At 59.6% G+C, this 13008-nt stretch carries 12 protein-coding genes and 1 pseudogene; 11 read left to right on the top strand and 2 right to left on the bottom strand.

The window, feature by feature from the left end; genetic code table 11:
- Nucleotides 1-194: pseudogene (locus PSEUDOMOFG3G_RS05285) on the top strand (hypothetical protein); the annotation flags it as partial.
- A gap of 31 nt (nucleotides 195-225) precedes the next feature.
- On the top strand, nucleotides 226-1362 hold the full coding sequence (locus tag PSEUDOMOFG3G_RS05280; protein WP_047230473.1) for a catalase family protein: 1137 nt from the start codon (nucleotides 226-228) through the stop codon (nucleotides 1360-1362).
- 91 nt (nucleotides 1363-1453) lie between these two features.
- Here the strand turns inward: PSEUDOMOFG3G_RS05280 and PSEUDOMOFG3G_RS05275 are convergent, their stop codons facing one another.
- On the bottom strand, nucleotides 1454-2371 hold the full coding sequence (locus PSEUDOMOFG3G_RS05275; RefSeq protein WP_139049386.1) for a LysR substrate-binding domain-containing protein: 918 nt from the start codon (nucleotides 2369-2371) through the stop codon (nucleotides 1454-1456).
- Nucleotides 2372-2558: 187 nt separating this feature from the next.
- On the opposite strand from PSEUDOMOFG3G_RS05275, the gene PSEUDOMOFG3G_RS05270 reads away from it, so the two are divergent.
- From PSEUDOMOFG3G_RS05270 to PSEUDOMOFG3G_RS05235, 8 genes are all read left to right on the top strand, one after another.
- Nucleotides 2559-4079 carry an ABC transporter substrate-binding protein gene (locus tag PSEUDOMOFG3G_RS05270; RefSeq protein WP_047230471.1) on the top strand — a complete coding sequence of 507 codons (1521 nt, stop codon included), beginning with the start codon at nucleotides 2559-2561 and terminating at the stop codon, nucleotides 4077-4079.
- Between the two features lie 102 nt (nucleotides 4080-4181).
- On the top strand, nucleotides 4182-5099 hold the full coding sequence (locus tag PSEUDOMOFG3G_RS05265; RefSeq protein ID WP_047230470.1) for an ABC transporter permease: 918 nt from the start codon (nucleotides 4182-4184) through the stop codon (nucleotides 5097-5099).
- A gap of 9 nt (nucleotides 5100-5108) precedes the next feature.
- Complete coding sequence (locus PSEUDOMOFG3G_RS05260; protein ID WP_047230469.1) at nucleotides 5109-6011, top strand: ABC transporter permease; 903 nt, start codon at nucleotides 5109-5111, stop codon at nucleotides 6009-6011.
- Nucleotides 6012-6033: 22 nt separating this feature from the next.
- A complete protein-coding gene (locus PSEUDOMOFG3G_RS05255; RefSeq protein ID WP_047230468.1) occupies nucleotides 6034-7050 on the top strand; it encodes an ABC transporter ATP-binding protein in 1017 nt (338 codons plus the stop codon).
- Nucleotides 7047-8036, top strand: coding sequence for an ABC transporter ATP-binding protein (locus PSEUDOMOFG3G_RS05250; RefSeq protein ID WP_139049385.1), 990 nt, complete (start codon nucleotides 7047-7049; stop codon nucleotides 8034-8036). The genes PSEUDOMOFG3G_RS05255 and PSEUDOMOFG3G_RS05250 overlap by 4 nt, the downstream gene beginning before the upstream one ends.
- On the top strand, nucleotides 8033-9457 hold the full coding sequence (locus tag PSEUDOMOFG3G_RS05245) for a M20 family metallopeptidase (protein WP_139049384.1): 1425 nt from the start codon (nucleotides 8033-8035) through the stop codon (nucleotides 9455-9457). Before PSEUDOMOFG3G_RS05250 ends, PSEUDOMOFG3G_RS05245 begins: the two co-directional genes overlap by 4 nt.
- On the top strand, nucleotides 9454-10608 hold the full coding sequence (locus tag PSEUDOMOFG3G_RS05240; RefSeq protein ID WP_139049383.1) for a M20 family metallopeptidase: 1155 nt from the start codon (nucleotides 9454-9456) through the stop codon (nucleotides 10606-10608). The genes PSEUDOMOFG3G_RS05245 and PSEUDOMOFG3G_RS05240 overlap by 4 nt, the downstream gene beginning before the upstream one ends.
- Nucleotides 10609-10644: 36 nt before the next feature.
- Nucleotides 10645-11109 (top strand): transketolase, encoded by a 465-nt coding sequence (locus PSEUDOMOFG3G_RS05235; RefSeq protein ID WP_139049382.1) that lies wholly within the window; start codon nucleotides 10645-10647, stop codon nucleotides 11107-11109.
- A 117-nt stretch (nucleotides 11110-11226) separates the two neighbouring features.
- Here the strand turns inward: PSEUDOMOFG3G_RS05235 and PSEUDOMOFG3G_RS05230 are convergent, their stop codons facing one another.
- Nucleotides 11227-12243 (bottom strand): 1-aminocyclopropane-1-carboxylate deaminase, encoded by a 1017-nt coding sequence (locus tag PSEUDOMOFG3G_RS05230; protein ID WP_047230463.1) that lies wholly within the window; start codon nucleotides 12241-12243, stop codon nucleotides 11227-11229.
- 198 nt (nucleotides 12244-12441) lie between these two features.
- Between PSEUDOMOFG3G_RS05230 and PSEUDOMOFG3G_RS05225 the strand changes: the two genes are divergently transcribed.
- Nucleotides 12442-12951: an Lrp/AsnC family transcriptional regulator gene (locus PSEUDOMOFG3G_RS05225; protein WP_047230462.1), complete on the top strand. Its 510-nt coding sequence runs from the start codon at nucleotides 12442-12444 to the stop codon at nucleotides 12949-12951.
- Nucleotides 12952-13008 lie beyond the last annotated feature (57 nt).

Here is a 13008-nt window from a genome sequence, read left to right as displayed (position 1 = left end):
GCTATCGCACAGAAGCCTTCACGAATGGCTTTTTGTTCGACACCCGGATCACCGGCAACCACAACAGTGGTCATGAGTTTCGCGCTGGTGAGCGGGGGAATGGCGTGATCGGTCGGCTGCTGCTGCCACAGGAACGCTGGGCGTTGCTGGAGTACCTCAAGGTACTGGGCGGGCCGCTGGAGTCGCAACTGTGATGATGAACCCCTCAGGCAAAAGGATTGACCCATGCTGATTACGCTCTGGCTGCGCCTCGGCGCCTTTTTGGGCAAGACGCTCCTGTGGTTGCTGGGCATCGGGCTGCTCGGCTGGGCGCTGGCCACGGCCTGGTTCGCCTGGCAACACAGCGGGCCGGTCTCGGATAAAGAGCAGATTCCACCCGGCGAAGCGGCCATGACCCAGGACATCATCCAGACCGCCATCCGTATCGTCGATCAGCACCGCGAAGGCACGCGCTACCTGCGCGATGCCCATGCCAAAGCCCACGGCTGCGTCATGGCGCAAGTGCAGGTGCCGGACAATCTGCCAGCACCGTTGCGCCAGGGTGTATTTGCCGAGCCGGGGAAGGTCTGGCAAGCGACGATTCGCTTGTCCAACGGCAACGCCTACCCACAGTTCGACAGCCTGCGCGATGCGCGAGGGATGGCGATCAAGCTGCTGGGCGTGCCGGGCAAACAATTGCTGGGGGACCGACAGTCACAAGGTGAACAGGATTTTGTGATGTTCAATCATCCGAACTTCTTCGTCAGCGATGTCGCCGAATATCGTCAGAATGTAGCCGCCCAGGCCGATGGAAAAAAGGCGATGGCGTTCTTTCCGAGCCTGGATCCCCGGAGCTGGCAGATCCGCCACCTGTTCATCGCCCTGGAGACACTTTCACCGGCCCCTGACAGCCCGACCCAGACCACGTATTTTTCGGTATCGCCCTACAAGTTTGGCGAGGCCAACGCGAAATTTCGCGTAGCGCCCGACCCGGATAACTGCCCGAGCTACACCCTGCCCGCACAAAACCAGGCACTGCCGAATTTCTTGCGAAGTGCACTGACGCAACAGTTATCCACAGACCGGATACCGGCGTGTTTTGTCCTGCAGATCCAGCGCCAGGACCCGAGCAAGTTCATGCCGATCGAAGACACCAGTATTGAATGGCGAGAAAGTGACGCACCGTTCGAGACAGTGGCGCGAATCACCGTGCCGGCCCAGGATTTCGATACGCCCAAGCTGAACCTGGCCTGCGACAACCAGTCCTTCAACCCGTGGTTCGGCATTGAGGCCCATCGCCCCATCGGCGGCATCAACCGTTTGCGTAAAGCGGTGTATGAGGCGGTCAGCGATTACCGTCATAGCCGCAATGCCGAGCAGTAAATAACGGGGCGTGGGATTCAATCTTTTTTTTGGGGCTGCTGCGCAGCCCATCGGGGATAAGCGAACAGCCTTGCGCCGTTGCCTCGCCACTTCAACCGTGCTTGGTGTTCACCAGTTCTGCGATCAGAAAATCCCTGAACGCAGAAACCGCCGCCGGCAAATTGCGTCCAGCCATGCTTTGCAGTTCGATGCGCCGTGCCTGCATCCCTTCATCCAGGATTGGCAGGCACTGCAACTGCTTGTCCGCCACCTGTTTGTGCAAGGTCATCTCGCTGGCCAGGCTAATGACGCCTTCCTCGCGGACGAAGCTGTAAAGCGCGGCCACGTAATTGGTGGTCAGTACCGGATCGAACAACAACCCCTGTACACCACAACAAATGTCGAACAGTTGCCGTATCGTGGTATCGGCCTTAGGCAATGCAATGGGCCAGGGTTGCAACTCGGCGAGGCTGACCGCTTCACGCCCGGCCAAGGGGTGGGAATTGGAAACCACTGCAAAAATCGCCCCGCTCAAGACATGTTCAACCTTGATTTCCTTCTGCGGTGACAGGCTGAAGGTCATCGCCAGATCGGCTTCGCCGGAACGTACTTTTTCAGTCGCTTGCGCAGGCGCGCAAACCTCCAATGTGAAATGGATGCCCTGGTACTCACGCCTGAATGCGCTGATGCTCCTGGGCATGTACTCCAATGCAAAACCTTCCGAGCAGGCGACATGCACATGCCCCCGTTGCAAGCCATGCAGCTCGGTAATTTCCAGCACCACCTGCTCAGCCTCAAGTTGCGACTTGCGCGCATAAGCCGCCAATCGCGTCCCGGCCTCGCTGAGCACCATGCCTCGGGCACGACGCTCAAACAGGCTGGCATCCAGAGCCAACTCAAGCTTGGAAATCTGTCGGCTCACCGCTGACGCCGCAACATTGAGCCGCAGCGAAGCTTCACTGACCGATCCGCACCTGGCTACTTCCAGGAAATAGCGCAATGCCGTGGACTGCACGCCATACAGCTGCATCGGAACCTCCGAGCATTGCCTTTTTGGCAAAGAAAGTATCGAAAGATTGTACTTGTGGCATTGATAGCCTTTCCCTACATTCGTGTCCAGACCAAAAAAAACATCGCCTGAGCTTCTCCTCCTCATTTACCGCATTTGCGATTCGCTGCCCTTTGATTCAACCACTCTCGCCAACGGAGACGACGGCATGGGCATCAAAGGTTTCGCCTGCAGTATCGCGCTGATGGGTTTGATCAACAGCTTTGCGGCTCATGCCGACAAAGCCAACGACACCCTGGTTTACGCTTCCGACAGCGAACCTGAAAACGTCAGCCCCTATCACAACGATCTCCGCGAAGGAGTGATTCTCGGCCGGCTGATCTGGGACAACCTGATCTACCGCGATCCCACCAGCGGCGAATACAAGCCCATGCTGGCCACCGGTTGGAAACAGGTCGACGACACCACCATCGACCTTGAGCTGCGCAAAGGCGTCAAATTTCACAACGGCGACCCCTTCACCGCCGACGACGTGGTGTTCACCCTCAACTACGTGGTGTCGCCCGAAGCGAAAGTCGTGACCGTGCAAAACGTAGACTGGATCAAGAGCGCCGAAAAAACCGGTGACTACAGTGTCCGCCTGTATTTGAAGAAGCCTTTCCCTCCTGCGCTGGAATACCTGTCCAACGCCGTTCCGATGTTCCCCAAGCAATACTTCGAGAAGGTCGGCCTGGCCGAATTCAGTCGCAAGCCAGTGGGCACCGGACCGTATAAGGCCCTGTCGGTGGTGGCCGGCGAAGGCGTGAGCATGGCGATCAACAAGGACTACTTTGCGGACAGCCCACAAGGCAAGCCACATATCGCTCACCTCAAGTTTCGGGTAATTCCGGATGCAGAAACTCGCCTGGCCGAGTTGATGACCGGCGGTGTCGACTGGATCTGGCGCGTCACCTCGGATCAGGCAATCGACCTCAAAGGTATACCGAACCTCACCGTGACCAGCGCCGAAACCATGCGCATCGGTTTCCTGATTCTTGATGCTCGAGGCACCTCCAGCGAAAACTCGCCCATGAAAAACCTCAAGGTGCGTCAAGCGATCAACCATGCAATCAACCGCGAGGCACTGGCGACGCAGTTGGTGGGTGGCGAAGCCAAGCCCTTACAGGTTGCGTGTTATCCACGCCAGTTCGGTTGCGATACCTCTGCGGCCACTGTCTACAACTTTGACCCGGCCAAAGCCCGCGCGCTGCTCGCCGAGGCCGGTTACCCAAATGGCTTCGAGACTGAAATATTCGCTTATCGCGACCGTGATTACGTCGAAGCCATCATCGGTAACCTGCGCGCGGTGGGCATCAACGCCAAGCTGCGCTACTTGAAGTACGCCGCCCTGCGTGATCAGCAACGTGGCGGTAAGGTGCCCATGTCGTTCCAGGCCTGGGGCTCGTTCTCGATCCTCGACACCTCGGCGTCGGCCGGCACCTGGTTCAAGGGCAATCCGGACGACAACATCAAAGACCCGCAAGTCCAAAACTGGTTGCAGAGCGCCGATAACGCCCTCGATCCGCAAGTGCGCAAGGACAACTACCGCAAGGCGTTGCAGCGCATCAGCGAACAGGCGTACTGGGCCCCGCTGTTCAACTACTCGATGAACTACGCCTACACCTCCGAACTGGCATTCACGCCGTATCCGGATGAACTGCCGCGTTTCGTTCAGTCCAGTTGGAAGTAGTCCGCAACCGGACGGATTGAGCGAGCGATTCCGTGGCGCGTGGGCCAGCCCCCCACGGCCACGACCTCCACCTGTCATCCATTGAACATGAGGAAACTTGCCATGCTTGGGTTCCTTCTACGCCGTCTGGGCATCGCTTTTTGCGTCGCCATTACCGTGTCGGTGATCAGCTTCTCTCTGTTGCATCTGTCCGGCGACCTGGCCACGGCCATTGGCGGGCCGGAAGCCACCAGCGAACAGATCGAACAGATCCGTGTGCAATACGGCTTGAACAAACCGCTTCCCACCCAGTACGTCAACTGGCTGGGCGGTTTGCTGCGGCTGGACCTGGGTAACTCCTTTTTCTTTCAGGAGTCGGTCTATAACCTCGTCGCCAGCCGTTTGCCGATTACTCTCGGATTAGGTGCCATGGCGCTGGGAATCGCCTTGCTGGTGGCGATTCCCCTGGGCGTACTGGCCGCGATCAAACGCGACACCTGGGTTGATCGACTGGCCTTGAGCATCGCGGTACTGGGTCAGGCAATGCCCAGTTTCTGGTTTGCGCTGATGTTGATCGTAGTGTTTGCGGTGACGCTCAAGTGGCTGCCAGTCTCCGGCAACTCAAGCATGCTGCATTTCGTCATGCCGGCCATTGCCTTGGGGTACTACGCAACGCCGGCCATCATGCGCCTGACCCGCGCAGGCATGCTGGATGTGCTCAGTTGCGATTACATCCGCACCGCTCGCGCCAAGGGGCTGCGCCCTGCGCAGGTGTTGTTCAAGCATGCATTGCGCAATGCATTGATTCCGGTCGTCGCACTGGCAGCGGTGGAGTTCGGCTTCATGCTCGGCGGTTCGGTGGTGATCGAAACCGTGTTCTCCCTGCAAGGCATCGGACAACTCGCCTGGGACGCCATCGCCCGTGACGACTTCCCGGTAGTCCAGGCCGTGGTCCTGCTGATTGCGGTGATCTACATCATCCTCACCTTGCTGGCCGATGTGCTCAACGCACTGCTCGACCCGCGCATTCGCGTGCGCTAGGAGCCCTTCATGAGTACCCCCGTTACCCTGGCAATCAACGACTACCTGCCCCCACCAAGCAGCCTGAGCCGGGTGCTTGGCAAAAGCTTTCGCCACCGCGGCTTCGCCATCGGCAGTGCGTTGCTGCTGATCATTTTTGCTGGTGCGCTGTTCGCGCCATGGCTGGCGCCTTATGACCCTTATGCGCAAGACGTGATGTTGCGCATGAAGCCTCCGGTCTGGATGGCTAACGGCACTTGGGAATATGTCTTGGGCACCGACAAGCTGGGCCGCGATTACCTCTCACGGTTGCTCTACGGCGCCCGTATTTCACTGTTTATCGGCGTTGCGGCGGCGCTGATTTCCGGCGTCATCGGTACCGTCATGGGTCTGCTGGCCGGTTACTACGGTGGCAAGGTGGATGCGTTTATCAGCTACCTGATCACCACTCGGCTGGCGCTGCCTGTGGTCATGGTGGCCCTGGCCTCTGCCTCGTTGATGGGCGGCTCGCTGAAGGTGGTGATCATTCTGCTCGGTTGCCTGCTCTGGGACCGCTTCGCCGTGGTGGTTCGGGCCTCGGTGCAACAAATTCGCGATGCCGAATATGTTGCCTCGGCACAAGCCCTGGGCTGTTCGACCCTGCGCATTCTGGTCAGTGAAATCCTGCCCAATCTGGTTGGCGCGCTGATCGTGGTCGCGACCCTGGAAATGGCCCACGCGATCCTGCTGGAGTCAGCGCTGTCGTTCCTCGGGGTGGGCGTACAACCGCCGACGCCGTCCTGGGGACTGATGATCGCAGAGGGCAAACCCTACATGTTCTTTTCCCCGTGGGTCATCGCCATCCCAGGCATCGCCCTGATGATTCTGGTGCTGGGCATCAATCTGGTCGGCGACGGCCTGCGCGATCTGATCCTGCCCGATGGCCGCAACTGAGACTGATAGAGGAGTACCGGACATGGCACTACTCCATGTTGAAAACCTGCGGGTGGACATTCCCATGGGCCATAACCCGACAGCGGATGACATGCTGCATGCGGTGCGCGGCCTGGATTTTCAGGTCGAGCGCGGCGAGATGCTGTGCATTGTCGGAGAGTCCGGCTGCGGCAAATCCCTGACCTCGCTGGCACTCATGGACCTGCTGCCCCGCAAGGCCAAGCGCACCGCCAGCCGACTGACACTGGACGGCATCGACCTGCTCGGCCAGAGCGAGCGAAGCATGTGCGACCTGCGCGGCAACCGTCTGGCGATGATCTTCCAGGAGCCCATGACCGCGCTGAACCCGGCCTACAGCATTGGCGACCAGCTCAGTGAAGTGCTGACCCGGCACCGCAAGGTGTCGCGCAAGGATGCGCTGGCCCGCGCCGCGCAAATGCTGGAAAAGGTCGGCATCAGCAATGCCGGCGAGCGTCTGCGTCAGTACCCGCATCAACTCTCCGGGGGGTTGCGCCAGCGGGTGATTATCGCCATGGCGTTGATGTGCGAGCCCGACCTGATCATCGCTGACGAGCCGACCACCGCACTGGACGTGACCATTCAGGCGCAAATCCTGCGCCTGATCCGCGATATTCAGAAAGAACTGGGGCTGGCGGTGATCTTTATCACCCACGACCTTGGCCTGGTGGCCCGCATCGCCGACCGGGTGGCCGTGATGTATGCCGGGGAAATCGTCGAAAGCGCTCCCGCCCGACAACTCTTCGAGAACCCGCGGCATCCGTACACCCGTGGCCTGCTGGCCAGCATCCCGATTCCAGGGCGGACCAAACCGGGCGAAGCGCTGGGCTCGATTCCCGGTCTGGTGCCGAGCCTGGTGGGTGAACAACACGGGTGTGCCTTTCGCAATCGTTGCGAGCATACCGTCCAGGCGTGTGCCCGGGACGTGCCCGAAGTGCAACAGGACGGACATATGGCGCGCTGCCTGCTGGCGGCTTCTGGGCCGAAACCGATACTGATCAAAGAGAGTGCCCGGTCATGAAAAAAGACATCGCTCTGGAGCTGTGCGATATCCGTCGCGAGTTCCGTATCAGCAAAGGCTTTTTCAAACCTGCCGCCACACTGAAAGCGGTTGATGGCGTATCACTGCGCCTGATGCGCGGTGAAACCCTCGGTCTGGTGGGTGAGTCCGGTTGCGGCAAAAGCACCCTGGCCAAGATCCTGCTCGGCCTGCTACAGCCCACTCAAGGCGACGTGCTGGTCAATGGCAAACATCTGGCAGCGACAGATCGCAAGGAGATGTCCCGGCGTATCCAGCCGATCTTCCAGGATCCGTATTCATCGCTGAACCCCCGCAAGACCCTGCGCGAAATCATCACCCTGCCGTTGATCGTCCACGACATCGGCACGGCCACCGAGCGCCGCAAGAAAACCGAACAAATGCTGGATGTAGTCGGCCTTCCCAAGCGCATGATCGATAGCTATCCAGCCCAGTTATCCGGCGGCCAGCGCCAGCGCGTGGCGATTGCCAGGGCGCTGGTCATGCGTCCTGATGTGTTGATCTGCGACGAGCCGACTTCGGCGCTGGACGTGTCAGTGCAAGCGCAGATCCTCAATCTGTTGCAAGACCTCAAGCGCGAATTCGGCCTGACCTATCTGCTGATCAGCCACAACCTGGCGGTTATCGAGCACCTCGCCGACCGGGTGGCCGTGATGTATCTGGGGCGTATTGTCGAAGAACGCACCCGCCAGTCGCTGTTCGCCGAACCCGGCCATCCGTATACCCGCGCATTGCTCGATTCGGTGCTGACCCCCGATCCGCGCTTGGGCATTCCAGACATCGGCCTGCACGGCGCCTTCCCCAACCCGATGTCCCCGCCATCCGGCTGCACCTTTCACCCGCGCTGCCCGAACTGCATGGACCGTTGCAAAACGGCCTATCCGGCCAACGATCCAATTATCGGCGGCAACGTACGTTGCCACCTGCACGACAATCCCACCCAAACACTGGAGCTTGTCCACTCATGAGTCGTTCCCAGGCCATCAGCAACACCCTCGAACAGTTCGACAACGGTGCTTTTTTCAACCTGCTCGAACGTAGTGTCGCCCTGCCCACCGAAAGCCAGGCGCAAGACAGCCAACCTGAGTTGTATCGCTACCTCAACGAGTTCATCACTCCGCATGTCGAGGCGCTGGGTTTCAGCGTAAAAATCTACGACAACCCGGTAGCGGAACGCGGACCATTCATGATCGCCACGCGCATTGAACACCCGGGGCTGCCCACCGTACTCAGCTATGGTCATGGTGATGTGGTGCGCGGCTATGCGGCGCAATGGCGTGAAGGCTTGTCACCGTGGCAAGTCACCGTCGAAGGTGATCGCTGGTACGGGCGCGGCACCGCCGACAACAAAGGCCAGCACCTGATCAACATCACCGCGCTGGAGCAGACCCTCAAGGCCCGCGAAGGCAAGCTCGGCTTCAACGTCAAACTGCTGCTGGAAATGGGCGAAGAAGAAGGTTCCCCCGGCCTCAATGCGTTCTGTGCCGCCCACCGCAAGGAGCTGGCGGCGGATATCTTCATCGCCTCGGACGGCCCGCGTCTGGCCGCAACACGGCCTACCATTTTTCTAGGCTCACGCGGGGTGTTCAACTTCGAGCTGGCGGTCAATCTGCGCGAAGGCGCACACCACTCCGGTAACTGGGGCGGGCTGCTGGCCAATCCAGGCATCATCCTGGCCAACGCCATCGCCAGCATGATCGACGAACATGGCCGGGTAAAAGTCGAGGGCTTGCAGCCCAGCGCACTGCCGGATTCGGTGCGACAGGCGCTGGCCGACATCGAAGTCGGTGGCGGGCCGGATGATCCGCAAATCGACGCCAACTGGGGCCACCCGGATCTGTCGCTGAGCGAGAAAGTCTTTGGCTGGAACACCCTCGATGTCATTGCCTTCAAGACTGGCAATCCAGACGCCCCGGTGCATGCAATCCCCGGCAAGGCCAACGCTCACTGCCATATCCGCTTTGTGGTAAACAGCGATTACACGACCTTTATCCCCGCCGTGCGCGCTCACCTGGACGCCCATGGTTTCAACAATGTCGAGGTCACGCAAAGCCGCATCGATGTCATGCACGCCACCCGGCTCGACCCGCAAAGCCCATGGGTCAACTGGGCGCTCGACTCGTTGACGCAAACCACCGGAAAGAAACCGGCGCTGCTGCCCAACCTTGGCGGCTCCTTGCCCAACGACGTGTTTGCCGACGTGCTCGGCCTGCCGACCTTGTGGGTGCCGCATTCGTACCCGGCCTGTTCACAACATGCGCCCAACGAGCACTTGCTGGCACCGGTGGTCAAAGAAAGTCTGCAGATCATGGCCGGGCTGTTCTGGGACCTGGGCAACGATGCGGCACGTCTGAGCGAGGAACATCGGGCACGGGAGCGTGCGCAATGAGCGAAACGCACCAACAGGCACTGGACTGGCTCGCCGGCCAGCGCCCCGCCATGGAGTCATTGTTGCAGCGTCTGGTCGATACCGATTCCAACAGCTATGACAAGGCGGGGGTCGATGCCGTGGGCGCATTGCTCGCAGCGGAACTAGAGGCCGACGGTATCGAGCTCAAGCGTATGCCGGTCGAAGGTTTTGGCGACGTACTGCTTGCCCAAGTACCCGGCGAGGCTGGCAAGCCGGTGCTGTTGCTGGGCCATCGCGACACGGTATTCCCCAAGGGCACGACCACCACCCGTGGCTTCAGCCGCGATGGCGACCTCGCCTACGGCCCCGGCGTAGCCGACATGAAAGGTGGGTTGGTGCTCAACTGCTTCGCCCTCAAGGCACTCAAGCGCGCCGGTCCTTTGCCCTGCCCGGTGCAGGTGCTCTATACCGGTGACGAAGAAATCGGCTCTGGCAGCGCCCGCAGCCATATCGAAAGCGCCGCCAAATCAGCCCGCGCCGTACTCAATACCGAGCCGGGACGGGCCAGCGGCAATGTGGTCAGCGCCCGTAAAGGCGGGGCCACACTGGTCATCGAAGTCAGTGGCCGCGCTGCGCACGCCGGCGTCAACCATGCCGACGGGGCCAGCGCCATCGAGGCGCTGGCCCGAAAGATCGTCAAACTGCATGCCCTGACCGATTACCCCGCAGGCATCACCACCAATATCGGGCTGATCGCCGGCGGCACCTCCAGCAACACTGTCGCGCCCAACGCCTCGGCCAAGCTGGATGTACGGTTTATCGAGTCGCAACACTGGGAGCAGATATTCGCCGCCATCCAAGGCATCGTCGCTGAAGAGGAACTGCCCGGCACGAGCGCCATCCTCAAGGAAGCGACGACCTTCCTGCCGATGGAAGCACGGCACAGCGAGCAACTGCTGCACATCTATCAACAACAAGCACTGGCGCTAGGCTTCAGTGTCGAGGGCGAATTCACCGGCGGCTGCGCCGATTCCGGGTTCACCGCCAGCTTGGGCATTCCAACCCTGTGTGGCCTCGGGCCGGTGGGTGGCAAAGTCCACACCGATCGTGAATACCTGGAACTGGACACGCTGGTTCCACGCGCCCAGGCCTTGGCGGCAACCATTCTGGCCGTCGGCGAGAACCGTTGAGGCAATGAGCCTCTACCCATCACCGGGAGTACTTTCATGCATACGATTTCGCAATCCGCAGTCTGGATAAAAGCGCCATTAACGGATGTGGGTGTCGTTATTGTCACCAGTGCCGAACTGCCCGAATACTTCATCGACACGTTGCAGGTGGCGATCAAGGACTGGGACCAGGTGGCCTATCTGGTCGTCAAGCAGTCGCATGAGTTCATGCTCGACTGGCTCAGAGCCGGGTCTGAGGCATCGGAATCGAATTCATCCAGCCTGTGTCATGCCAGCCAGTTGCTGCGCTCAGTATCGAAAGGCTGCTACCTGCTTGATGTCGAAGTCAGCCCATTGCCCAGCCTGACTTGGCTGGGATCTGTCTGCGGCCACACATTGCGCTTCGTTAAACTGGGTAAGGTCGAGTTAACCGATGCCGCGATGGATAAGCAGGTGGAGAAGATCTTGTCGGTGGCCAGGGACCTGGCAAAAAGTGTCTTGCAAGAGCGCTATAGCGCCTGATGGGGCCGGGTCCCGCGCTGCTCAGCAAGTGCAACATTGAACCTGTGGCAAGGGAGCTTGCTCCCCGCCACAGCTTACTCACCGCTAGCGCTAACGCTTGACGGACTTGAAGCGCAATCATCCGTTGCGGAACAGGAAGCTATAGGCGTTCAGCGCGGGAACCCCGCCCAAATGCGCATAAAGCACTTTCGAGCCTTCAGGGAACTCACCACGACGCACCATATCAATCATCCCGTGCATGGATTTACCTTCATACACCGGGTCTGTCAGTACGCCCTCAAGGCTCGCGCACAGTCGGATAGCTTCCAGCGTGCCGTCGTTGGGCAAGCCATATTCCGGGTAGGCGAAGCGCGTATCGAGGACCACGTCCTCTTCAGTGATCTCCCGACCCAGCTCCACCAGCTCAGCGGTGTGCCGGGCAATGCGCAGAATCTGTGCCTTGGTCTGCTCCGGTTTGGCCGAGGCGTCGATACCGATGACGTTCTTCGAGCGGCCGTCGGCAGCGAAACCGACCACCATGCCGGCCTGGGTACTACCGGTCACCGAACAGACCACAATGTAATCAAACTTGAAGCCCAGTTCTTTTTCCTGCTGCCGTACCTCTTCGGCGAAACCCACGAACCCGAGGCCGCCGTAGGGATGCTCGGAACACCCCGCCGGGATCGGGAATGGCTTGCCACCTCGCTCGACCACGTCGCTCATGGCCTTCTCCCAGCTGGGACGAATGCCGATGTCAAACCCGGCGGCGTCCAGACGTACCTCTGCGCCCATGATCCGGGACATCTCGATATTGCCTACCCGGTCATACACCGCATCGGAGTAGTTCACCCAGTTTTCCTGCACCAGTACGCACTTCATACCCAGGTGAGCAGCGACGGCGGCTACCTGGCGGGTCTGGTTCGACTGGATTCCGCCGATGGAAACCAGGGTATCGCAGCCTTGCTCAAGCGCTTCGGGAATCAGGTATTCAAGCTTGCGGGTTTTGTTCCCGCCGAAAGCCAGGCCACTGTTGCAGTCTTCACGCTTGGCATACAACTGCACCTTGCCGCCCAAATGTTCGCTGAGACGCTTCAAGGGGGTGATGGGAGAGGGACCAAAGGTCAGCGGATAACGTTCGAAACGATTCAGGTTCATGACTCTGCTCCTTGTGTATTGAATATCCAAGCACCAGGCCGAAAGACAAAGGCTGCCTTCCAGGCTATTTCAGGGGGGCTTCGATGAGTTCAATATTAAGAAGAATATGAAAAATATGTGTTGCAAGTTTAAGGTACTTAAAGAACTATTATTTACGCAAACAATTACAGAACTTACTTTAGTTGTTCGGGAAGAGAGATGAGCGCAACAAATAATCACAAGAAGCCTGAAGAAACAGCTGCGGCGCCGCAACCGCTTGATCGAACCGACCGAGCGATTCTCAAGACCCTGCAGCGCGATGCCTCCATCTCCAATGTGGCGCTTGCAGAGAAGGTGAAACTGAGCGCGCCGGCTTGCCTCAGGCGCGTCGAACGGCTCAAGCAGGCCGGCCTGATCAAGGGCATCGTCGCATTGCTGGACAGTGAGGCGCTGGACGCGGGAATGGTGGTGTTGATCGGCGTGGTACTGGACCGCTCCACACCGCAATCCTTTGCAGATTTCGAGGCGGCCGCACAAAAGGTATCCGGCTGTATGGAATGCCATGTGGTGACGGGAGAATTCGACTATTTCATGTTGCTGCGAACCAAGGACAGCCACAGCTTCAATCGACTGCATGCCGAACAGTTGCTTTACCTGCCCGGTGTTCGGCAGATCCGCTCGTTCATGGGGTTGCGCCAGGTCTTGTCGACGACCCACATACCCATTTGATGCTCATATCCGCCGAGGGGCAGCACCTGCTATGTCACGGCCGTGCCGTTTGCTGGG

This window comes from Pseudomonas sp. FG-3G, from assembly GCF_901007645.1.
GTDB classification, from domain to species: domain Bacteria; phylum Pseudomonadota; class Gammaproteobacteria; order Pseudomonadales; family Pseudomonadaceae; genus Aquipseudomonas; species Aquipseudomonas rhizophila.
The sequence above is the reverse complement of the archived record's forward strand: the minus strand, read 5'-3'. Positions and strand labels throughout refer to the sequence as shown.